At 70.8% G+C, this 22373-nt stretch carries 21 protein-coding genes; 11 read left to right on the forward strand and 10 right to left on the reverse strand.

Features of this window, described 5'->3' with window-relative positions:
* Nucleotides 1–89: 89 nt before the first annotated feature.
* Nucleotides 90–1463 (forward strand): DedA family protein, encoded by a 1374-nt coding sequence (locus tag ABZY45_RS28635; protein WP_356744432.1) that lies wholly within the window; start codon nucleotides 90–92, stop codon nucleotides 1461–1463.
* A gap of 58 nt (nucleotides 1464–1521) precedes the next feature.
* On the opposite strand, the gene ABZY45_RS28640 is transcribed toward ABZY45_RS28635, so the two are convergent.
* Both ABZY45_RS28640 and ABZY45_RS28645 read right to left on the reverse strand, forming a co-directional pair.
* Entirely contained in the window at nucleotides 1522–3237 is a 1716-nt protein-coding gene (locus tag ABZY45_RS28640; protein ID WP_356744434.1) for a threonine/serine exporter family protein, read from the reverse strand.
* Between the two features lie 199 nt (nucleotides 3238–3436).
* Nucleotides 3437–3931, reverse strand: a complete 495-nt coding sequence (locus ABZY45_RS28645; RefSeq protein ID WP_145809691.1) for an inorganic diphosphatase — start codon at nucleotides 3929–3931, stop codon at nucleotides 3437–3439.
* Nucleotides 3932–4017: 86 nt separating this feature from the next.
* Between ABZY45_RS28645 and dacB the strand changes: the two genes are divergently transcribed.
* The 6 genes from dacB to folE all read left to right on the forward strand — a co-directional run bounded on the left by dacB (nucleotide 4018) and on the right by folE (nucleotide 11637).
* The gene (gene dacB, locus ABZY45_RS28650; protein WP_356744436.1) at nucleotides 4018–5502 is read left to right on the forward strand and encodes a D-alanyl-D-alanine carboxypeptidase/D-alanyl-D-alanine-endopeptidase; all 1485 of its coding nucleotides are present in this window, start codon (nucleotides 4018–4020) and stop codon (nucleotides 5500–5502) included.
* A gap of 48 nt (nucleotides 5503–5550) precedes the next feature.
* Nucleotides 5551–6687 (forward strand): zinc-dependent metalloprotease, encoded by a 1137-nt coding sequence (locus tag ABZY45_RS28655; RefSeq protein WP_356744438.1) that lies wholly within the window; start codon nucleotides 5551–5553, stop codon nucleotides 6685–6687.
* A 189-nt stretch (nucleotides 6688–6876) separates the two neighbouring features.
* Nucleotides 6877–7950 carry a tRNA lysidine(34) synthetase TilS gene (gene tilS / locus ABZY45_RS28660; protein ID WP_356744440.1) on the forward strand — a complete coding sequence of 358 codons (1074 nt, stop codon included), beginning with the start codon at nucleotides 6877–6879 and terminating at the stop codon, nucleotides 7948–7950.
* Nucleotides 7951–8049: 99 nt separating this feature from the next.
* The gene (hpt, locus tag ABZY45_RS28665; protein ID WP_014155504.1) at nucleotides 8050–8589 is read left to right on the forward strand and encodes a hypoxanthine phosphoribosyltransferase; all 540 of its coding nucleotides are present in this window, start codon (nucleotides 8050–8052) and stop codon (nucleotides 8587–8589) included.
* Between the two features lie 210 nt (nucleotides 8590–8799).
* Nucleotides 8800–10848 (forward strand): ATP-dependent zinc metalloprotease FtsH, encoded by a 2049-nt coding sequence (gene ftsH, locus ABZY45_RS28670; protein ID WP_356744442.1) that lies wholly within the window; start codon nucleotides 8800–8802, stop codon nucleotides 10846–10848.
* 183 nt (nucleotides 10849–11031) lie between these two features.
* Nucleotides 11032–11637 carry a GTP cyclohydrolase I FolE gene (folE, locus tag ABZY45_RS28675; RefSeq protein WP_356744444.1) on the forward strand — a complete coding sequence of 202 codons (606 nt, stop codon included), beginning with the start codon at nucleotides 11032–11034 and terminating at the stop codon, nucleotides 11635–11637.
* Nucleotides 11638–11787: 150 nt separating this feature from the next.
* On the opposite strand, the gene ABZY45_RS28680 is transcribed toward folE, so the two are convergent.
* The 6 genes from ABZY45_RS28680 to ABZY45_RS28705 all read right to left on the reverse strand — a co-directional run bounded on the left by ABZY45_RS28680 (nucleotide 11788) and on the right by ABZY45_RS28705 (nucleotide 16326).
* Entirely contained in the window at nucleotides 11788–12273 is a 486-nt protein-coding gene (locus tag ABZY45_RS28680; RefSeq protein WP_356744446.1) for a DUF3180 domain-containing protein, read from the reverse strand.
* Between the two features lie 94 nt (nucleotides 12274–12367).
* Entirely contained in the window at nucleotides 12368–12979 is a 612-nt protein-coding gene (folK, locus tag ABZY45_RS28685; RefSeq protein ID WP_356744448.1) for a 2-amino-4-hydroxy-6-hydroxymethyldihydropteridine diphosphokinase, read from the reverse strand.
* Nucleotides 12976–13335, reverse strand: a complete 360-nt coding sequence (folB, locus tag ABZY45_RS28690; RefSeq protein WP_145809563.1) for a dihydroneopterin aldolase — start codon at nucleotides 13333–13335, stop codon at nucleotides 12976–12978. Before folB ends, folK begins: the two co-directional genes overlap by 4 nt.
* Nucleotides 13336–13528: 193 nt before the next feature.
* The gene (locus ABZY45_RS28695; protein WP_356744451.1) at nucleotides 13529–14011 is read right to left on the reverse strand and encodes a nuclear transport factor 2 family protein; all 483 of its coding nucleotides are present in this window, start codon (nucleotides 14009–14011) and stop codon (nucleotides 13529–13531) included.
* Nucleotides 14008–14868, reverse strand: a complete 861-nt coding sequence (gene folP / locus ABZY45_RS28700) for a dihydropteroate synthase (RefSeq protein WP_356744453.1) — start codon at nucleotides 14866–14868, stop codon at nucleotides 14008–14010. Before folP ends, ABZY45_RS28695 begins: the two co-directional genes overlap by 4 nt.
* A gap of 282 nt (nucleotides 14869–15150) precedes the next feature.
* Nucleotides 15151–16326: a betaine/proline/choline family ABC transporter ATP-binding protein gene (locus ABZY45_RS28705; protein ID WP_356744455.1), complete on the reverse strand. Its 1176-nt coding sequence runs from the start codon at nucleotides 16324–16326 to the stop codon at nucleotides 15151–15153.
* Nucleotides 16327–16466: 140 nt separating this feature from the next.
* Here ABZY45_RS28705 and ABZY45_RS28710 point away from each other — a divergent pair, with 140 nt between their 5' ends.
* From ABZY45_RS28710 to ABZY45_RS28725, 4 genes are all read left to right on the forward strand, one after another.
* Nucleotides 16467–17186 carry an ABC transporter permease gene (locus ABZY45_RS28710; RefSeq protein ID WP_356744457.1) on the forward strand — a complete coding sequence of 240 codons (720 nt, stop codon included), beginning with the start codon at nucleotides 16467–16469 and terminating at the stop codon, nucleotides 17184–17186.
* Between the two features lie 3 nt (nucleotides 17187–17189).
* Nucleotides 17190–17864: an ABC transporter permease gene (locus ABZY45_RS28715; RefSeq protein WP_356744459.1), complete on the forward strand. Its 675-nt coding sequence runs from the start codon at nucleotides 17190–17192 to the stop codon at nucleotides 17862–17864.
* Nucleotides 17865–17917: 53 nt separating this feature from the next.
* Nucleotides 17918–18898, forward strand: a complete 981-nt coding sequence (locus tag ABZY45_RS28720; protein WP_356744461.1) for an ABC transporter substrate-binding protein — start codon at nucleotides 17918–17920, stop codon at nucleotides 18896–18898.
* A gap of 104 nt (nucleotides 18899–19002) precedes the next feature.
* Entirely contained in the window at nucleotides 19003–20031 is a 1029-nt protein-coding gene (locus tag ABZY45_RS28725; protein WP_356744463.1) for a hypothetical protein, read from the forward strand.
* Nucleotides 20032–20116: 85 nt separating this feature from the next.
* On the opposite strand, the gene ABZY45_RS28730 is transcribed toward ABZY45_RS28725, so the two are convergent.
* A complete protein-coding gene (locus tag ABZY45_RS28730) occupies nucleotides 20117–21259 on the reverse strand; it encodes an NADH-quinone oxidoreductase subunit D (RefSeq protein ID WP_356744465.1) in 1143 nt (380 codons plus the stop codon).
* A complete protein-coding gene (locus ABZY45_RS28735) occupies nucleotides 21256–22278 on the reverse strand; it encodes an SAM-dependent methyltransferase (protein WP_356744467.1) in 1023 nt (340 codons plus the stop codon). Before ABZY45_RS28735 ends, ABZY45_RS28730 begins: the two co-directional genes overlap by 4 nt.
* Nucleotides 22279–22373 lie beyond the last annotated feature (95 nt).

Here is a 22373-nt window from a genome sequence, read left to right on the forward strand (position 1 = left end):
CCAGTGGAACCCAGGCGTCCTCCCCGGCGTTGATAGCTTGGGGCGGCCACGCAGCTGCCGCACATCGACCGACCCTGGAGCCCGGACCCTTGAATACGCTTGCGCTCGGCCCGAGCTGGCTGGACCCGGATTACCTGCTCAACACCTTCGGGCTGCCCGGCCTCCTGCTCATCGTCTTCGCCGAGTCCGGGCTGCTCATCGGCTTCTTCCTGCCGGGTGACTCCCTGCTGTTCACCACGGGTCTCCTGGTGACCACGGGCGATCTGAAGTACCCCCTGTGGCTCGTCTGCCTGTTGGTCGCGCTGGCGGCGATCATCGGCGACCAGGTGGGTTACCTCTTCGGCCGCAAGGTGGGGCCGGCCCTCTTCAAGCGCCCGGACTCCCGTCTCTTCAAGCAGGAGAACGTCGAGAAGGCTCACGAGTTCTTCGAGAAGTACGGCCCGAAGTCGCTGGTCCTGGCGCGCTTCGTGCCCATCGTCCGGACCTTCACGCCGATCATCGCCGGTGTGAGCCGGATGAACTACCGCTCCTTCATCATCTTCAACATCATCGGCGGCGTGCTCTGGGGCGTCGGGGTGACCCTCCTCGGGGCGGCCCTCGGCAAGATCGACTTCGTGCACGAGAACATCGAGATGATCCTCATCCTGATCGTGCTCATCTCCGTGGTGCCGATCGTGATCGAGTTCCTGCGGGCCCGCAGCAAGTCGAAGAAGGAAGCGGCGGCGCGGGAGGGCGAGGACGACCACGGCCCCTCGGACGGCGGCCCCGGCACCGGCGGCAGCCCGCAGGCCGGCCCCGGCCAGGGCCCGGCGGCCGGCCCGTACGACAACGACCCGGCGGCCTCGTACGGCGCTCAGCAGTACGGCGCACCGCAGGCGGGTCAGTACGGCGGCCAGCAGTACGGCGCCCAGGGTGGTCAGTACGGCGCACCGCAGGCGGGTCAGTACGGCGGCGGGCAGTACGCCGACCAGGGCGATCAGTACGGCAACGGCCAGTACGGCGGCGCCCAGGCGGGCCAGTACGGCGGCGCCCAGAACGGCCAGTACGGCGGCGCGCAGGGTGGCCAGTACGGCGGCGGTCAGTACGCAGACCAGGGTGGCCAGTACGGCGGCCAGCAGTACGCCGACCAGGGGGGCCACTACGGCGGCCAGGGTGGTCAGTACGGCGCACCGCAGGCGGGGCAGTACGGCGGCGGGCAGTACGCCGACCAGGGCGATCAGTACGGCAACGGCCAGTACGGCGGCGCCCAGGGCGGCCAGTACGGCGGCGCCCAGGGTGGGCAGTACGGCCACGGCCAGGCTGCCCCGTACGACGAGGCTCACGACGGCCGGTACGACGCCGGTCAGCAGGGTCAGCAGGGTCAGCAGGGTCAGCAGGGTCAGCAGGGTCAGCAGGGTCAGTACGGCCGGGGCCAAGGCCAGGAAGGCGACCAGGGCCAGTACGGCTGGCAGAACGGGCGCTGAACCGCGTACACGAACGGCGCCCTGGTCCCCGCGCGGGGACCAGGGCGCCGTTCGTGTGTCAGAAGCCCCGGGTCCGCTTGGCCGCCCGGCGGGAGGCGCCCTCGACCGCGCCGGGCACCCGCATGAAGAGCCGCGAGATCTCGCTCCCCAGATTGACCCCGATGGCGATCGCCAGCGCCGTGGCGACCGCGGTGAAGAGCGAGGCGAGCCCGGCGTCCACCTCGTTCTGGGCCACGCCGAGCAGCCCGAAGTACGTCGCCGAGCCGGGCAGCAGCGGGCCGATCGCCGCCGTGATGTACGGCAGCGACGAGGTGTAGCGGTAGCGCGAGAGCAGCTGGCCGAACAGCCCCACCAGCCCGGCCGCGACCGCTGTCGCCGCCACCGGTGAGATACCTCCGGTGCGGGCCATCGCCCCGTAGATGACCCAGGCCACGCCCCCGTTCAGGGTCACCGCGAGCACGGTCGAGCGTTCCTGCTGGAGCAGGACGGCGAAGGCCAGCGTCAGGAGCATCGAGGCGAGGATCTGGATCACCGGCCGGTCGTTCGGCACGAACCGTGCTTCCGGGTTCAGCTGCGCGCCGAGCTGGACCCCCAGATAGAGCATCAGCAGCACGCCCGCCACGATGCCGATGAAGAAGTACATGACCTCCAGGAGCCGGGCCCCCGCGGTGATGTAGTAGCCGGTCAGGCCGTCCTGCACCCCGGCGACCAGGGCCCGCCCGGGCAGTAGCGCGAAGAGCCCACCGGTGATCACCGCCGACGGCCGGATGTCCGTCGAATGGGTGAGGGTCAGCGCGATGCCCATCGCCGCCGGAGGCATGGCAGCGGCCGTGAACTGGTAGAACTCGGGCAGCCCGCGCCCGGCGCACAGCCAGGCCAGCCGGTCGCCGAGCATGGCGCCCGCCGCCGCCACCAGGAAGACCAGCACACCACCGCCGACCAGCACCGACGCCGAGCCCGCGAGGAGGCCCGCGGCGACGGTCAGCACCCAGCCCGGGTACGGGTGACGGTTACGGCGGATCTCGGCCAGGCGCCGGTAGGCCTCCTCCAGCGAGACCTCGACGTGTTCCGCCGTCGTGATGTCGTCGATCAGCCGGAACACCGCGGCCAGCCGGGTGTAGTCGGTACCCCGTCGGCGCACCGTGCGGCTGGCGGTCACCGGGTCGTCGACCAGGGACGGCTGGTGGGAGATGGACAGCAGCGTGAAGGTGACCGTCGGCTCGCAGCGGTCGAGCCCGTAGGAGCGCGACACCGCGAACATGGCCGCCTCGACGTCCTCGGCGCCCTCACCGCCCGCGAGCAGCAGCTCGCCGATACGGAGCGTCAGGTCGAGCACGCGGGGGACGGCAGGGCCCGAATCGTCCGTCTTCTGCACCATCTCGGGTGCCGGGCGCTCGAACACGGGCATCCGGAGCATCGTGCGCATCCGGTCCTGCCAAGGTGCTTCCTTGGTCAGCCGGACCATCGGGATGCCGTGCGCGGGAGTGAAGGCCGGAGGGTGAGCCTGCGCCTGGTAGCCGCTCGGCGGCACGAAGGCGGACGAGAGCGTGTCGGACCCCGATCCACCGCCACCGGGCCCGGAAGCGGAACCCGGTCCGGAACCGGATGAGGTCGACGGATCGGTGTGAAGTCCGGCCGGGAGGGCGAATTCCGAGGTGGGGTGGTCGTCCTCGGCCGGCGGCGGCTGCTCCACACCCGCCGGCGGGACGAAGGCGCTGCGTGCCTCGTCGGACTGGGGCTTCTGGTCCTCGGGACCGCCCTGTTCCGCCACCACTCGACCTCGTTCCTCCTCGACCGCCCGTCCGTCCTGGGAGCGCTTCTGCCCAGTATGGGCACGGACATGGGGGGCAACGCACAACGGGCGGCACACCTGGTGAAGGTGCGCCGCCCGTGTGTACGGTCAGCGGGGCCGGCCGGCCCCATGCGCCGTGAGCCGCCCCGTCCCGCCCGTAAGCGGAACCGGAAGGATCACGTCAGTGCGAGCCGCCCTGCGCCTCGAGGCGCTTGTAGGAGGCCTCGATCTCGGCCTCGGCCTCGGCGCGGCCGACCCAGTCGGCGCCCTCGACGGACTTGCCCGGCTCCAGGTCCTTGTAGACCTCGAAGAAGTGCTGGATCTCCAGGCGGTCGAACTCCGAGACGTGGTGGATGTCGCGCAGGTGCTCCACCCGGGGGTCGGACGCCGGGACACACAGCAGCTTGTCGTCGCCGCCGGCCTCGTCGGTCATGCGGAACATGCCGATGGCACGGCACTTGATGAGGCAGCCGGGGAAGGTCGGCTCGTCCAGGATGACCAGCGCGTCCAGCGGGTCGCCGTCCTCGCCGAGGGTGTTCTCGACGAAGCCGTAGTCGGCCGGGTAGCTGGTCGAGGTGAAGAGTCGACGGTCCAGGCGGATCCGACCGGTCTCGTGGTCCACCTCGTACTTGTTCCGCGAACCCTTCGGGATCTCGATGGTGACGTCGAACTCCACGGGTGGCTCCTCCATGATCAACACATACGACTGGTGGTTAAGTGTCCCTCACGCAGACGAGTGCTCGCGAAAGGGGCTGGTCAACGGTGGCCGAGCCGGTGGAGAAACCGACGGACGAACCGTTGAACAGATGGGGCGGGTGGAAAGCCCCGACGTACCTGAAGCGTGGGAGCGGCTCGCAGGACCTCCGGCTCGTCGCAGGCTCCGCCGTGCTCGGCCTGGTGGTCGCCGTCGGTGCCGTCCTGGCCGCCGGTCCGTGGGACTCCGGTCAGCGTAAGGCCGAGCGGGACCTGGCAACCGTCCGGGAGCGCGCAGGTGGCGCACATCACCAAGGGGAGGCGCCGGACGGGCCGGCGCCCGCCCCCAGCGCGCCCCCCGTCCTGACCGCTCTCGGCGACACCACCGGACTCTCGGCCGCGGCGGGGAAGAGCGCCCTGGCGGCCGCCCTCGCCCCGTTGCTGGACGCTCCTGCCCTTGGTTCCGTACGCACCGCGGTGGTCGTCGACGTGGCCAGCGGCGAGCAGTTGTACGCCGAAGGCGCGACGACCCCGATGACCCCCGCCTCCACGGTGAAGATCGCCACGGCCGCCGCCGCGCTCTCCGCGCTCGGGCCCGGTCACCGCATCGCCACGACGGTCCGGCTCTCCCCGGACTCCCGGACGCTCACCCTGGCCGGGGGCGGCGACCCCACCCTGGACGAGGCGGCCCTTCGCTCCCTGGCCGCCGACACCGCGCGCTCCCTGCGCGACGGCGGTGCCGGGGCCGTCCGGCTGACGTACGACACGTCGCGCTACTCCGGCCCGGCCCTGCACCCGATCGGCCCCAACGAGAACATCGCACGAGTCAGCGCGCTCATGACCGACGAGGGCCGCCTGGACGGCAGCAGCCGGGGGCCGGCCCCCCGCACCGACGACCCCGCGGGCGACGCGGCGCGCACCTTCGCGGAGATGCTGGACGAGGCCGGTGTCGAGACCCGGTCCGAGCCCGTACCCGGGCGGACCGCCGCCGGGGCCCGGACGGTTGCGACGCACCTGTCCGCGCCGCTCTCCGCGCTCGTGGAACGCGCCCTGACCAACAGCGACAACGACATCGCCGAGGCCCTGGCCCGGCAGACCGCGCTGAAGGCGGGGGAGCCCGCCTCCTTCGAAGGAGCCCGCCGGGCGGTCACCGCGCGGCTCAAGGCGCTGGGCCTGCCGGTCGCCGGCGCCCGGCTGGCCGACGGCAGCGGTCTCGACCGTGCCGACAAGGTGACCGCGACCCTGCTGGCCGGACTGCTCGCCCTGGCGGCCGACCCGGACCACCCCGAGCTCCGTCCGGTCCTCACGGGCCTTCCGGTGGCGGGTTTCAGCGGGACCCTCGGGGACCGCTACACGGCCACGTCGCGTGGAACCGGCCTGATCAGGGCCAAGACGGGCACCCTCACCGGGGTGAACAGTCTCGCCGGTACCGCTGTCGACGCGAAGGGGCGGCTGCTCGCCTTCGCCTTCCTCGCCTCCGGCACCACGTCCCCGGACGAGGCGGAGGCCTCACTCGACGCCCTGGCCACCACCCTCACCAAAGCGACCGGATGAGCGCCTGACACCCCACCACGGGGCGACCACCTCACGTACGGTTGACGCATGACGAGCATCGGTGGTGCCGAGATGGTCGACTGGAAACTCGCGGTCGCGACCGCGACCCGGTTCGTGCGGCCGGGTCCCGAGATCAGCCGTGAGGAGGCCCGCGCCGTCGTCGCGGAGCTCCGGCGGCATGCCAAGGCCTCGGAGGAGCACGTCCGTTCGTTCACCCGGATGATCCCGGACGGGCACGAACCCGAGGACACCCCCGTCCTGGTCGTCGACCGGGCGGGCTGGATCAAGGCCAACGTCGCGGGCTTCCGCGAGCTGCTGCGTCCGCTGCTGGGGAAGATGCAGGACCGGCGGGGCAGCGGCCCGGGCAATGCCGTGCTCGGCGCGGTGGGCGGCAAGGTGACCGGTGTCGAACTGGGCATGCTGCTGTCGTTCCTCTCCTCCCGTGTCCTCGGCCAGTACGAGACCTTCGCCCCCGTCACGCGCGAGCTGCCCGGCGCGGCAGCGGGCGGCGGCCGGCTGCTGCTGGTCGCTCCCAACATCGTCCACGTGGAACGCGAACTCGAGGTCGACCCGCACGACTTCAGGCTCTGGGTGGCCCTCCACGAGGAGACCCACCGCACCCAGTTCACCGGGGTCCCCTGGCTCCGTGACCACCTCCAGGGCGAGATCCAGGCCTTCCTGGACGAGACCGACGTCGACCCGATGACCGTCCTCGAACGCCTCCGCGAGGCCGCGCAGACCTTCACCGGCGGCAGCCGCCCCGAAGGGGAGGAGGGCGAGGACGGCGGACGCAGCCTCGTCGAGATCGTCCAGACGCCATCCCAGCGCGAGATCCTGGGCCGCCTCACCGCCGTGATGTCCCTGCTCGAAGGGCACGCGGACTTCGTGATGGACGGGGTGGGCCCCGAGGTGGTGGCCTCGGTCGCCGAGATCCGGGAGAAGTTCCAGCAGCGCAGGGCGCGCGGGGCCAGTCGGCTGGACCTGGCGCTGCGCAAGCTCCTGGGGCTCGACGCCAAGCTCCGGCAGTACCGCGACGGCGAGAAGTTCGTCCGGGCGGTGGTCGACGAGGTCGGCATGGACGGCTTCAACCGGGTGTGGACCTCCCCCAACACCCTCCCGACGAAGGCCGAGATCGCCGCGCCGGCGGACTGGGTGGCGCGGGTGCACCGTAAGGCAGATTCGTGATCATGGCCGGTCCGGTGGCAGAAGATTGCCCCTCCAATCACCCATCCGAGGGACCGTAGGGGCATGGGAAGGCGTGCAATGCTCGATGAACAGCTTGGCTCTGTCACCATCGACGCACTCTGAGTGACGGGATTCCGTCCCGGCGCCCCGAGGCACCCCTCCCAGAACTCCACCCGAAGGGCACCGGACATGGGTCCCCATCCTGCGGTCGCGGCGATACGCCTGGCGGTCCGCCGCGTACTCCACGACGTCGTCACCGAACACAGCCGTCTCACCGAACAGGCCGGGCACGCCGAGTTGGCCGAAGCCGGTGCGGGCGGCCGCCGTTCCGGACTTCCGGAACGTCCCGACACCCCGCTGGTGCTCGTCGCGTGCTCCGGGGGTGCCGACTCCATGGCGCTCGCCTCAGCGCTCGCGTTCGAGTCGCGCAAGCTCCCCGTCCGCGCCGGCGGAATCACCGTCGACCACAACCTCCAGCCCGGTTCCGGCCTCCGCGCCGACGAGGTCGTCACCCGGCTCGCCGAGATGCGGCTCGACCCGGTCGAGGCCGTCGCCGTCCAGGTCGGAAGGGACGGTGGGCCGGAGGCCGCCGCACGTGACGCCCGCTACGCCGCCCTGGACGCCGCCGCGGAGCGCCTCGGCGCCGCCGCCGTCCTGCTGGGCCACACCCGCGACGACCAGGCCGAGACCGTCCTGCTCGGGCTCGCCCGGGGTTCGGGGATCCGCTCACTCTCCGGGATGGCCGCCGCCTCGGGCCCGGCCGGCCGCTACCGCCGCCCCTTCCTCCAGCTCGACCGGCAGACCGCCCGCAAGGCCTGCCTGGTCCAGTCGATCCCCGTCTGGGACGACCCCCACAACATCGATCCCGCCTACACCCGCTCCCGGCTGCGTCACGAAGGCCTGCCCGCCCTGGAGAAGGCGCTGGGCAAGGGTGTGGTGGAGGCCCTCGCCCGTACGGCGCAGCTCTCCCGCGACGACGCCGACGCCCTGGACACCTGGGCGGCCGAGGCCGCCGGTTCGGTCCGCGACGACGACGGACGGCTGGAGTGCGCCAAGCTTTCCGTCCTGCCGCCCGCGGTACGCCGCCGGGTGCTGCGCCGCGCCGTGATCGACGCCGGCTCCCCGGCCGGTTCCCTCTTCGCCCGTCACATCGAGGAAGTCGACCGGCTCATCACCGGCTGGCGAGGTCAGGGCGCCATCAACCTGCCCGGCCGCGTCGAGGTGCGGCGGCAGGGTGGCAGACTGGTGATTCGGCAGAGCTGAAGCGCAAGCGGCTGAAGTGCAGGCGAAACGCCGGTCCGGCCCGGGGCACAGTCCGGGTCCGGCAGGGCAGAGAAAGAGACGCGGGTGAACGAGAAGGACATGGGCACCGACCTTCAGTCGGTGCTCCTCACCAAGGAAGAGATCGACGCGAAGCTCGTCGAGCTGGCAGCGAAGATCGACGCGGAGTACGCGGGCAAGGACCTGCTCATCGTCGGCGTCCTCAAGGGCGCGGTGATGGTCATGGCGGACCTGGCCCGTGCGCTGTCCACCCCCGTCACCATGGACTGGATGGCCGTCTCGTCGTACGGCGCGGGCACCCAGTCCTCCGGTGTCGTCCGGATCCTCAAGGACCTCGACACCGACATCAAGGGCAAGCACGTCCTGATCGTCGAGGACATCATCGACTCCGGGCTGACGCTGTCCTGGCTGCTGACCAACCTCGGCTCCCGCGAACCCGCGAGCCTGGAGGTCTGTACGCTGCTCCGCAAGCCGGACGCCGCCAAGGTCGCGATCGACGTGAAGTGGGTCGGCTTCGACATCCCCAACGAGTTCGTCGTCGGATACGGGCTGGACTACGCGGAGAAGTACCGCAACCTCCCCTTCGTCGGTACGCTCGCCCCTCACGTCTACGGCGGCTGACCCGCCTGGCCCCACGGCACCCGGCCGAACCCGGCCGGACTCCCGGGAACCCTTGTGGCGTTCGGGCCGTTGGAGCCTTCGAAGACGGGTTTGTCGGACGTCCGCTGCGGTCACGGGTGACAATGCTGGGGTACCGTCCGAAGAACAGTCTTTTCTCACAGCAGCATTTACCTACGGGCAGGAGGGACGGGGCGACTTCGCTCCGTATGGATGGACGTGAAGCGATACTTCCGTGGGCCGGTCATGTGGATCGTGCTGGCCGTCCTCGCCGTGGTCGTGTTGATGCAGGTCGTCGGCTCGTCCGGCGGCTACAAGACGGTGGACACCGGCAAGGTGATCCAGGCGATCAGTAAGAACCAGGTGGAGCAGGCCAAGCTGACCACCGGTGACGAACAGATCCTGAAGATCGAGCTGAAGGACAAGCAGAAGCTCGAGGGCGAGTCCGGCAGCAAGTTCCAGGCGAGCTACATCGGCAACCAGGGTGTCGAGCTGGCCGACACGCTGCAGAAGAAGTTCGAGAGCGGTGACATCGAGAAGGGTTACACCGTCTCGCCGTCGAAGCAGTCCCCGTTCGTCTCGATCCTTCTCTCCCTGCTGCCCTTCGTTTTGATCGTGGTCGTGTTCCTGTTTCTGATGAATCAGATGCAGGGCGGCGGCTCCAAGGTCATGCAGTTCGGCAAGTCCAAGGCCAAGCTGATCACCAAGGACACGCCGAAGACGACCTTCGCCGATGTGGCGGGGTCGGACGAGGCCGTCGAGGAACTGTACGAGATCAAGGAATTCCTCCAGGAGCCGGCGAAGTTCCAGGCCGTCGGCGCCAAGATCCCCAAGGGCGTCCTGCTGTACGGGCCGCCCGGAACGGGCAAGACGCTGCTCGCTCGCGCTGTCGCGGGCGAGGCGGGCGTGCCGTTCTACTCCATCTCCGGTTCCGACTTCGTCGAGATGTTCGTCGGTGTCGGTGCCTCCCGTGTCCGTGACCTCTTCGAGCAGGCCAAGGCGAACGCTCCGGCGATCGTCTTCGTCGACGAGATCGACGCCGTCGGCCGGCACCGTGGTGCGGGCATGGGCGGCGGTCACGACGAGCGCGAGCAGACGCTCAACCAGCTGCTCGTCGAGATGGACGGTTTCGACGTGAAGGGCGGCGTCATCCTGATCGCCGCCACGAACCGGCCGGACATCCTGGACCCGGCGCTCCTGCGTCCCGGACGCTTCGACCGGCAGATCGCCGTCGACCGCCCGGACATGCAGGGCCGCCTGGAGATCCTCAAGGTGCACCAGAAGGGCAAGCCCGTCGCGGAGGACGTCGACCTCAACGCGGTCGCCCGTCGTACCCCCGGCTTCACCGGTGCCGACCTGTCGAACGTGCTGAACGAAGCGGCGCTCCTCACGGCGCGCAGCAACAAGAAGCTGATCGACAACCACATGCTCGACGAGGCCATCGACCGCGTCGTGGCGGGCCCGCAGAAGCGGACCCGGATCATGTCCGAGAAGGAAAAGAAGATCACCGCGTACCACGAGGGCGGACACGCCCTGGTCGCGGCGGCCTCACCCCAGTCGGACCCGGTCCACAAGATCACGATCCTCTCCCGCGGCCGTGCCCTCGGTTACACGATGGTGCTCCCGGAGGAGGACAAGTACTCCACGACGCGCAACGAGATGCTCGACCAGCTGGCGTACATGCTGGGCGGGCGCGCGGCCGAGGAGCTGGTCTTCCACGACCCGACGACCGGCGCTGCGAACGACATCGAGAAGGCCACCGCAACGGCCCGCGCGATGGTCACGCAGTACGGCATGACCGAGCGTCTCGGTGCGATCAAGTTCGGCGGCGACAACACCGAGCCCTTCGTGGGCCGGGAGATGGGCCACCAGCGGGATTACTCCGAAGAGGTAGCCGCCCTCGTCGACGAAGAGGTCAAGAAGCTCATCGAGACCGCGCACAACGACGCGTGGGAAATCCTCGTGGAGAATCGCGACATCCTCGACGCGCTGGTCCTGGAGCTTCTCGAGAAGGAGACGCTCGGCAAGGAGCAGATCGCAGAGATCTTCGCCCCGATCGTGAAGCGCCCGGCCCGCCCGGCGTGGACCGGTTCCGCCCGGCGTACTCCGTCGACGCGTCCGCCCGTGCTGTCTCCCAAGGAACTGGCCCTGACCAACGGCGCTGCCAATGGTTCGGCCACTCCGGAGATCGCCCCGACGGACATCACGAAGAACAACGGCGCTTCCCCGGAGCCGCATCCGGAGGACCGTCCCGAGAGCTAGTCCCCTGCCCGCCCTGGTGTGGCCCCTCTCACGGGTGCTCCACCAGGCCCGGAATGGATGCCGCGCCCCTCAGGTTCTAGCCTGTGGGGGCGCGGCTTTTTCGTACGCCTGCGCCATGCCTGCCTTGTGCATCGAGGTCCGGGCGGGCCTGCGCATGTGACTGCACAGAGGAACGAGGCACAGATGACCGACCCGGTGACGCTCGACGGGCAGGGTTCGATCGGCGTATTCGACGAGAAGCGGGCCGAGGCCGCCGTACGGGAGCTGCTCATCGCGGTCGGGGAGGACCCGGACCGTGAGGGTCTGCTGGAGACACCTGGTCGCGTCGCACGTGCTTACAAGGAGATATTCGCGGGCCTCCACCAGGAGCCCGAGGACGTCCTGACGACGACGTTCGACCTCGGTCACGACGAGATGGTGCTGGTCAAGGACATCGAGGTGTACAGCACGTGTGAGCACCACCTGGTGCCGTTCCACGGCGTCGCCCACGTCGGCTACATCCCGGCGACCTCCGGCAAGATCACGGGCCTGTCCAAGCTGGCGCGGCTGGTCGACGTCTACGCCCGTCGGCCGCAGGTCCAGGAGCGGCTCACCACGCAGATCGCCGAGTCCCTCATGGCGATCCTGGAGCCGCGCGGGGTCATCGTCGTCGTCGAGTGCGAGCACATGTGCATGTCGATGCGGGGCATCCGCAAGCCCGGGGCCAAGACGCTCACCTCCGCGGTGCGCGGTCAGCTGCGCGATCCGGCCACCCGCGCCGAGGCGATGAGCCTCATCATGGCGCGCTGACGGCGGCGCTCCGAACAGGTCCGGGCCTGCGGAACCGCTGAGTGCACCGGGGCGACCCGGTGGGTCCGGCCGCACGCCCGGAGCACGAGGAACCCCGTGGCGGCCCGTCCGGATCGGGAGCGATCCCGGGCCGGTACCGTCGCGGGCTTTCTAGGCGGCCTGGGCGGTGTTCCTGTCGTCGTCGCCGTCCTCCGGGAGCTTGCAGACGCGCTCGAGGAACAAGGCCGCGGCGACGACCGCGACACCCGCCAGAACCGCGAAGCCCGCGTAGATGGCCTGGTCCCGGCGGGGCGGTACGTCGAGGGAGCCGAGCAGGAAGACGCCGGTGCCGGCGTACATCCCGGCGACCAGGGAGGCGACGAGCGCGCTCGCCTGGCCGAAGACCAGGGCACGCGCCGCCATCAGCGGCTCCACGCCCTTCGCCCCCGGACGCCGCTCGCGCTGGGCGCGCAGCCGGGACCGGATGGACAGGGCCGCGGCGAGCAGGACGACGGCGATCGCGGCCAGCACGATGGGCGCGGCGAGGGGCACGCTCGGCAGGGTGCCCAGGGAGTCCCAGAGGCGGGATGCGCCCCAGGACAGCACGCCGGCCCCGGCGAAGAGGCCGGCCAGGAGCCGGAGCCGTAGTTGCTTCACCGAGAGTGCCGCCCTTCGCTGCCGTGGCCCGTGGCGCCCGGCCCGGGTCGTCCACCCGGGCCGCCGCCCGCTTCGTTGTCCTTGAGCCTAACGACTACTCGGGGAGACGGAGTTCCAGGTCGGGCCGGGGAAGCACTCCTTCGCGGCCGAGACCGGCCAGCAGGTCGGAGACGGGGCCCGCGCCGGGCAGTTGGCCCTCCGGGTCCACGTCGTGCCAGGGGGCGAGGACGAAGGCGCGCTCGTGGGCGCGCGGGTGCGGCAGGGTGAGCAGCGGGTCGTCGGACACCACATCGGCGTACGACACGATGTCGACGTCGATGGTGCGAGGCCCCCAGCGCTCCTCGCGGACACGGTCGAAGGCCTCCTCGATGGCCTGGCCGCGCTCCAGCAGGGAGGAGGGGGGCAGGGTCGTCTTCACGACGATCACCGCGTTGAAGTACGACGGCTGGGAGCCGGGGTCGACGCCCCAGGGCTCCGTCTCGTAGACCGGCGAGACGGCCTTGACCCGGAGGCCGGGGGTGTCCTCCAGGGCGTCGACGGCGCCCTGGAGCGTCTCCAGGCGGTTGCCGAGGTTCGAGCCGAGGGAGATCACGGCGAGTTTGGGATTGGAGAGGGTGACGTCTGCCGCGTCGACCTGCTCGACCACGGCGGCGGGAACCGGCTGTACGGTCGGGTCGCTCTGCCCCTCGGTGGAAAATGCAGTCATGCTCGGCTCCGGGTGATGGTGATGGTCACGTCGTCGAAGGGGACGGTGATCGGGGCGTCCGGCTTGTGGACGACGACCTCGACCTCCTCGACCCCGTCGTGCTTGAGGCACTGCTGCGCGATGCGTTCCGCGAGGGTCTCGATCAGGTCGACCGGCTCACCCTGGACGACACCGACCACCTCTTCGGCGACCACGCCGTAGTGGACCGTCTTCGACAGGTCGTCGGCGGCTGCCGCGGGGCGGGTGTCGAGGCCGAGCACCAGGTCCACGATGAAGGTCTGGCCCTCTTCGCGTTCCTTGGGGAAGACACCGTGGTGCCCGCGTGCCTTGAGGCCGCGCAGCGCGACACGATCCACGCGAATCACTCCTGCTGTTCGTCGTCTCTGGAGGCACCAAGCCGCGTGCGGGCGGTGAGGTGCCGTCTACCGAATCTACCCGCGAGCACCGACAACGCCCGCGCACGGGGGGACGCGGGCAGCCCCGGCAAGGGTTGATAGCCGCGTATACCCGGTGATCGCGTGGCTCAATCCCCCCTGAGGCCGGAGCGGCTCAGGGAGACGGCTCTTCGTCCTCTTCCTCACCGGTTTCGGCCAGTACGGGGGAACCGTGGTGGGACCACAGCTTCCAGCCGTCGGGTGTGCGCCGGAACACATTGGTGGCGACGACGAGCTGGCCGACCAGCGGGCCGAGTGCGTTGCCGTCCTCCGCCGGGCCGCCGCTGAGGATGTTCTCGGTGCAGGTCACCAGGGCCGTGTCGCCGGTCATGGACACCCCGACGTCGGTCAGGAAGAACTGGATGTACTCCGTGTTGGCCATGATCAGCGCGTAACTCCGCAGCACCTCGCCGCGACCCCTGAGCACGGGCCAGCCGGGGTGCACGGAGGAGACCGTGAGGTCCTCGCCGGGGAGCCAGAGGCCGGAGAGCGCGGCGAGGTCGCCCCGCTCCATCGCCTCGTAGAAGTCGGTGTTGGCCTGCTCGACCGCCGCGATGTCGGCGGCGGCCTCCTCGTGTTCTTCGCGGGCGGCGCTCACGCGGCTCCTTCGACGGCGCGGGCGACCCGCACCGCGTCGGCGGTGGGCCGTACCGCGTGGACGCGGACGGCCCAGGCGCCGGCGTTGGCCGAGAGGGCGGAGATCGCGGCTGTCGCCGCGTCCCGTTCACGCGCGGGCGGCGGGGTCGCGTCCTCACCCGCCAGGACATGACCGAGGAAGCGCTTGCGCGACGCGGCGACGAGCAGGGGCCGGCCCAGGTCGCGCAGCCGGTCCAGGTGTGCGACGAGTGCGAGGTCCTGCGCGGCGTCCTTGGCGAAGCCCAGGCCGGGATCGATGACCAGCTTGGCGGGATCCACCCCGCCCGCGATCACGGCGTCCATGCGCTGGCGGAGTTCCGCCACGACCTCGCCGACGACGTCCGTGTAGACCGCGCGGCTGTTCATCGACTCGCTGAAACCGCGCCAGTGCATGACGACGAACGGCACCCCGGCGGCGGCGACGACCGGGACCATGTCCGGGTCGGCCAAGCCGCCGCTCACATCGTTGACCAGGGCCGCTCCGGCTGCGACGGACTGCTCGGCCACGCCGGCGCGCATGGTGTCCACGGAGACGGTGACGCCCTCGGACACCAGCCCCCGCACGACGGGGATGACCCGTCGCAGTTCCTCGTCCGCGTCCACCCTGCTCGCGCCCGGGCGGGTCGACTCTCCGCCGACGTCGATGAGGTCCGCCCCTTCGGCCACCAGTTCGAGGCCGTGCTTGATTGCCGCTGTGGTGTCGAACCAGTGGCCTCCGTCGGAGAAGGAGTCGGGCGTCACATTGACGACCCCCATGACCGCGCAGCGGTCCCACTCCGGCAGACCTCGGACCGTGCCCCGTCCTCGCAACGTACTCATGCGACCAGCGTAGGCCCGGAACGCTGCTGTCCGGGCCGCGTGCACGGGGGCCCGCCTGCGCGCAGGGCGGAGGCGGGGCGGGGACGCCCTCCGGGGCCGTCCTGGGGGCGCCCCGCGAACCCGCGGACCCGGGGCCGGCGCGTGCGCGGATCCGCCCGGCCTCCCGCCGCCGGCGGGAGGGCGGCCCGGCCGGACTCACACCGCCCCTCGGGTGCGCGACACGCCCGGCGGGCGCAGGCCCGCCGACGGGTCACAGGGGCCGACCGCCCGCTTGCCGCGGGCTCACCGGGTGCCGGCGCCCGCCACCGTCTCCACGGCGACCTCCGAGCGCGGCACGTCCTGCGCGTCGGCGTCGATCGACCGGCGCAGCGCCTCGTGGAGCCGGGCCGGGGTGAGGACGCCGAGGAAGCGGCCGGCGCCCTCCTTGTCGATCACGGCGATCCAGCCCGCGTCGTGCTGCAGCATCGTGGCGAAGGCCTGCTTCAGCGGCGCGCCCAGCGGAAGCCATGCCTCCATACGCCGGGCGTGCTCCCGGACCGTGCCGTCGGCCGCCGCCGCGTCGTCCGCGGGGAGCCAGCCGTGCAGATTGTCCTGGCCGTCCAGGACGACCGCCCAGCGCGCGCCCTGCGCCCGCAGCCGCTCGGTCGCCTTCGTCAGTGGATCGTCGAGATGGACGACGGGCGGCTGCTCCAGGTCGCCCTCCTCGACCGGGGTGACCGAAAGCCGCTTCAGGCCCCGGTCGGCTCCCACGAAGTCGGCGACGTAAGGCGTCGCGGGGGCCCCGAGCACGGTGGCGGGCGTGTCGAACTGCTCTATGCGGCCCTGTCCGTACACGGCGATCCGGTCGCCGAGCCGCACGGCCTCCTCGATGTCGTGCGTGACGAACAGGACGGTCTTGCGGACCGTCGCCTGCAGTTTCAGGAATTCGCTCTGGAGTCTCTCTCGCACCACCGGGTCGACCGCGCCGAAAGGCTCGTCCATCAGCAACACCGGCGGGTCGGCCGCCAGTGCCCTTGCCACGCCCACGCGTTGACGCTGACCGCCGGAAAGCTGCTCCGGATATCGGCCGCCATAAACGGAGGGATCCAGTCCGACGAGATCGAGCAGTTCGGCGGCGCGCTCCTTCCCCTTTCCCCGCTTCCAGCCGAGGAGATGGGGGACGGTCGCCGTGTTCTCCAGGACCGTTTTGTGCGGGAAGAGGCCGACCTGCTGGATCACATAGCCGATACGGCGCCGGAGTTGCACAGGGTCGATGGCGGATATGTCGTCCCCGTCGAGGAATATCCGGCCCTCGGTCGGTTCGATCAGGCGGTTCACCATCTTCATGGTGGTCGTCTTGCCACAGCCCGAAGGTCCGACGAGCGTGACCAGTTCACCCTCGGCGACCTCGAAGGAAAGGTCGTCGACGGCGGTGGTGCCGTCCGCGTACCGCTTGGTGACGTGCTCGAAACGGATCATGATTCCCCATTGTGACGCGGGTTCTGTGAAGGCCATGTTGCCGGAATACGACAGCCTCGGCGATTGTCGGTGGTCGGGGATAGGGTCACCCGGGAGCGGGCCGGGGCGACATCGCGAGGGCAAACAGGAGGTGGGGGCGGATGGCCGAGCAGAACTGCCTGGTGGCGAACGACTGGATCTGCGGGGAGTATCTGCGCTCCCGCAGCCACGAGTTGACCGAAGCGACCGTCCAGCACATCTGGATCACCGCTGCTTCCGTGCTGATAGGGCTCCTGGTCGCATTTCCGCTCGCGCTGCTCGCGCGCCGCGGCCGGCATTTCGCGGGCCCGGTGCTGGGACTGACCACCGTGCTCTACACCGTGCCGTCGCTGGCGATGTTCTCGCTGCTGCTGCCCCTCTTCGGACTGTCGGCGGCCCTCGTCGTCACCGGTCTTGTGCTGTATTCGCTGACCATCCTCGTGCGCAACATTCTGGCGGGCCTCGAAGCCGTGCCGGACGAGGCGAGAGAGGCCGCCAAGGGCATGGGATACGGGCCCGCCCGGCTCCTGTGGGAGGTCGAACTCCCCCTCGCGCTGCCCGCGCTGATGGCAGGCCTGCGCATCGCGACGGTCTCGACGGTCGCGCTGACCACGGTCGGTTCCCTCGTCGGCAAGGGCGGCCTGGGCAATCTCATCGAGGACGCCCTGCCCAGCTTCTTCAAGGCCCAGGTGCTCACCGCGTCCGTGCTCTGCGTCCTGCTCGCGGTGGCGGCGGACCTGCTGCTGCTCGGCGTGCAGCGCCTGCTCACGCCCTGGACCCGGATACGGACGCCCGCCAGGGCATCCGCCGGGGCGGGCCTCGCGAAGACGGAGGCGGTCTGATCCATGGGGGTCATCGGGGAGGCGTGGGCCTGGCTCACCACCGGCAGCAACTGGACGGGGGACGGCGGAGCGGCGCACCGCCTGGCGGAGCATCTGTACGTCAGTGGGGTCGCCCTCGCGGTGGCCTGCGTCATCGCCCTGCCGGTCGCGCTGTACCTGGGACACGTGGGCAAGGGCGGTGCGCTGGCCGTCAACCTCTCCAACGTGGGGCGTGCGGTACCGGTGTTCGCGGTGCTCGCCCTCTTCATGATGACCCCCCTGCGCAACTCCGGCTATCTGCCCACCGTCATCGCGCTGGTGCTGTTCGCCGTGCCGCCGCTGCTGACGAACGCCTACGTCGGGATGCGGGAGGTGGACCGGTCGGTGCTGGAGGCCGCGCGGGGCATGGGCATGTCCGGTGCGCAGCTCTTCGTGCGGGTCGAGCTCCCGCTGGCCTACCCGATGATCATGACCGGTCTGCGGTCCGCCGCCGTCCAGGTGGTCGCGACCGCCTCGATCGCCGCGATGGTGGGCCTCGGAGGGCTGGGCAGGATCATCACCGCCGGTTTCAACACCTACGACACGGCGCAGGTCTTCGCGGGCGCCGTACTGGTCGCGCTGCTGGCTCTGGTGGTGGAGGGCGTGCTCGTGGCACTCGACCGGCTGCTGTCGCCCCTGCGCCGCCGCAGGACCGTATGAACGCCCCGGACTTTTCGCACTGTGCACATCATTTTTCGCGGACGGAGAACACCATGAGCAGGACCTCGCGCATAGCGGGTGCGGTCATCGGAGTGGTCGCGCTGGCAGGGTCGCTCGCCGCCTGCGGCGGCGACAGCCTGGAGAAGGAGAAGAGCGGCTCGGACGCTGCCTCGGGCGGCGGCTCCGCGAAGGGCTCGCTCGTCGTGGGCGCAGCCGCCTTCACCGAGTCCAAGGTGATGGCCGAGCTCTACGCGCAGATTCTGGGCGACGCCGGATACGACGCCTCGATCACCACGGTGAAGAACCGCGAACTGTACGAACCCTCGCTGGAGAAGGGCGAGATCGACGTCGTACCGGAATACGCGGCGACCCTCGCGGAATTCCTCAACGCCAAGGTCAACGGCGCCGCGGAGGCCGAGAAGAACCCCGTCGCCTCGGGGGATGTGACGGCGACCGTCGCCGCTCTGGAGAAGCTCGCCACCCCGCTCGGGCTGAAGGTCCTTCCGGCCGGCGACGCGGTGGACCAGAACGCCTTCGCGGTCTCGAAGGAATTCGCCGAGAAGAACGACCTGGAGACGCTTTCCGATCTCGGCAGCTCCAAGATCAAGGTGAAGATCGCGGCGGGTGACGAGTGCGAGGTGCGCCCGTTCTGCGCGCCGGGGCTGAAGAAGACCTACGGCATCGACGTCACGGGCATCGACCCCAAGGGCGTCGGCACCCCGCAGTCCAAGCAGGCGGTCAAGGACGGCAAGGACCAGCTGGTCCTCACGACCACCACGGACGCGGTGCTCGAACCGTACGGGCTGGTGTTCCTGGAGGACGACAAGAAGTTGCAGAACGCGGACAACGTCCTTCCGGTGGTCAATGCGAAGGACGCGGGTGCCCCGGAGATCGCGGAGGCCCTCGCGAAGCTCACCGACGTGCTCACCACGGAGGATCTCGCGGAACTGAACCGCAAGGTCGATGCCGAGCGCGCCAAGCCCGCCGATGCGGCCGCCGACTATCTGCGCTCGAAGGGCTTGATCAAGAAGTAGAAGGGCGTTTCGCAGGGCCACTTGAGAGGCCGCAAGGTAACCGGCGGGGAACAGATTGCCGGGCGGCCTCCCAAGTGACTCGCACGCACGGTAAATTTCGCGCCATGCCACGAGGACGCCACCGCCATTCGCCGCCCCTCCACAGAATCCTGCCGCCCGCCGTGCTGGCCGGAGTGCCGGTCGTCTGTGCCGCCGGCGCCTGGCTCCTCGCGGAACCGCTCGCCCTCCGGGGCCTGGTGGCCGTGACGGCCGCCGCCGCCCTCACCAGCGCCTGCCTGATGCGCACCTGGGACCGGGCCGCGGGGCTGCGCGTCGCGGAACTGACCCGGGCACGAGCCAGCGACGAGTGGAAGACCGAGGAACGCATAGCCGAGATCGAGGCCGACCTCGAGGAATCACGGGAACTGCGCACCCGGCTGGAGACCAAGCTGCGCCGCAAGCGCGTGGAGCTCGCCGGACTGCGGAACGAACACGCCGCGCTGCTCCGCCGATACGCCAACGCCGAGACCGAGCGGGCCAGTGCCCTGGAGGGCCGCAGGCAGCTCGCCATCGAGGCCTCCGGGCCGCGTGAGCTCCTGCCCGCCCGGTCCACGCCGACCGCCGGTGCCTATCTGCGCGCCGCCCAGGCACTCCAGGACCTCCCGCGCAACGCCGCGCTCCAGGAGGCCCGCCGTACCGCGGAGCTGGCCAGGCAGCGGGACCTCGCGGAGCGGGCCGCCGAGCGGGACGCGGAGGGAGACGGTTCGAAGGGGAAGCACGCGGCGGTCGCCGGAGCGGGTGACCTCCAGCACCGCCGCCCCCGGACCGCCCTGCCCGCCCCGCAGCTGTCGCCCGCCCCGGTGCGCCCGCCGCGTGCGGTGCCCGCCGCGTCCGCCGTCGTCCCGTACGCCGCGGCGCGACGCCACCTCGTGCCGCAGGGAAGCTTCGACTTCTTCGGGACGCAGAAGGCGAGCGCCGCGATCGAGTCGGTGCAGAACGAGGACCTCGCGGACGTGGTGGGTGAGGAGGCGCTGGCGGCGCACCGGACCGGCACGGCCGAGAACCGCGCGGTCGGCAAGGTCATCGACCTGACCCCGCACGACGAGACCGAGCAGTTGGACGTCGTCGAGCTGCGGAGCGCGATCTCCTCCTGAGGTGCTCGTCCGGGGCCCGAGCCCGGAGCCGAGCCGGCATCGGCACCCGACGGCCCTCCGGGCACTGCCTGCGGGCCTCCCGGGGCTACTTGTCGATGTCCCCGACGACGAAGAAGAGCGATCCCAGGATCGCCACCATGTCGGCGACGAGCGTGCCGGGCAGCAGCTCCGTCAGGGCCTGGATGTTGTTGTACGAGGCGGACCGCAGCTTCAGCCGGTACGGGGTCTTCTCGCCCGTGGAGACCAGGTAGTAGCCGTTGATGCCGAGCGGGTTCTCGGTCCACGCGTAGGTGTGGCCCTCCGGCGCCTTCAGCACCTTGGGCAGCCGCTGGTTGACGGGGCCCGGCGCCAGGTCGGCCATCCGGTCCAGGCAGGCGTCGGCGAGGTCCAGCGCGTTGTGGGTCTGCTCCAGCAGGCACTCGAACCTGGCCAGGCAGTCGCCCTCCGAGCGGGTGACGACCTTGAGGGTCTCCCGCAGCTCCCCGTACGCCAGGTACGGCTCGTCGCGCCGCAGGTCGAAGTCGACACCCGAAGCGCGGGCGATCGGCCCCGAGACCCCGTACGCGTGCACGGCGTCGGCGGACAGCACCCCCACGCCCCGGGTGCGGCCCCGGAAGATCTCGTTGCCGAGGACCAGCCGGTCGTAGACGTCCATCCGCGAACGCACCGAGGCCACGGCGTCCCTGGCCCGGCCGAGCCAGCCGGCGGGCAGGTCCTCCTTGAGGCCGCCGACGCGGTTGAACATGTAGTGCATCCGGCCGCCGGAGACCTCCTCCATCACGGCCTGGAGCTCCTCCCGCTCCCGGAAGGCGTGGAACATCGGGGTGATCCCGCCGAGTTCGAGGGGGTAGGAGCCGAGGAACATCAAATGGTTCAGGACCCGGTTCAGCTCCGCGAGCAGTGTCCTCGTCCAGACGGCACGCTCCGGGACCTCCATGCCGAGCATGCGCTCCACGGCCATGACGACCCCGAGCTCGTTGGAGAACGCCGAGAGCCAGTCGTGCCGGTTGGCGAGCATGATGATCTGGCGGTAGTCCCGGGCCTCGAAGAGTTTCTCCGCGCCCCGGTGCATGTAGCCGATGACCGGCTCGGCCTGCAGGATCCGCTCGCCGTCCAGCACGAGCCGCAGCCGGAGCACACCGTGCGTCGAGGGGTGCTGGGGACCGATGTTCAGCACCATGTCGGTGCTCTCCGCCGCGCCGCCGATGCCGATCGTCGTCTCCGTCATGCGGGACAGTATCCCCCCTTGCCGTCCGGGCCCCGCCATCCCTCCCGGCGGCCCGCGACCCGTTGCCGCAGCCAGCCGAAGTCCCCCAGACCGCCCCGAGCGGTGAGCTCCGCGGCCTCGCCCGCCGACGCGAGCGCCCGCACGTAACCGGCCGGATCCGTCGACGCCTGGGCCAGTGGCGGGCGTTCGCCGCTGATGCCCAGCTCCCGCAGAGCGGTCCGCTGGTCCAGGAGTTCGGTCCCGTCGTGCGCGGCGGCGCACGCGTCCAGGGCCACGTGCGAGGTCAGGTCGCAGCTGCCGTCGGGGACGGGCCGCACCTCGCGGCCGTCCCGGAAGCCGGTCAGGGTCCCGAACGGCGGCCTGGCCGCCCGTACATGCGCGTAGTCCACCGCCACGGCCGTGCCTGCGGTCAGCGACGCGACGGCCCGGGCCCAGGCCTCGTCGCGCGGCCTGCCGATCTCGGCACGGTCGCCGGGCCGCGACAGCGGCCACCAGCGGCTCAGCCACACGGCGTCCGCCCCGGTCACAGGATCACCGAGCCGTTCGGCGCCGTCGGGGCGCACGAGGACGTAGCGGGCCACCCCGTCGGCGTCGGCCTCGGCGATGTCGGTGGGCACGTTGTCCAGCCATTCGTTGGCGAACAGCAGCCCTCGCACGCCCCGGGGCGGCTCGGCGCACCACTCGACCGCCGGGTCGAGGCCCTCGGGGCGCGGGGCGATCTCCACCGCGTACGCCCTCACCGCCGGCACGGGTGCGACAGCACCGCTGCGCAGTGCCGCCAGCACCCCGGTCACCAGCTCGCCGCGGCCCGCACCCATGTCGACCAGGTCGACGGAGTCCGTGCCCAGCTCTTGGGCCGTGGCGGAGAGCAGCCGGGCGACGGCGGTCGCGAACAGCGCGGAGGCGTGCACCGAGGTGCGGAAATGGCCCGCCGGGCCTTCCGGGCGCCGATAGAAACCCTTTTCGCCGTACAAAGCGGACTCTGCGGCTTCCCGCCATCGGCACCAGTCATCCGTCACGTAGGCAAGTCTCCACCTTGGGGAGTACGGTCCCAGGAGCCGGATCGGTCCTTCGGCTGACCTGGTACCGATCAGCTGTCCCTACGCTGGGTAAC

The organism is Streptomyces sp. NPDC006516, from assembly GCF_040611875.1.
Classification (GTDB): Bacteria; Actinomycetota; Actinomycetes; order Streptomycetales; family Streptomycetaceae; genus Streptomyces.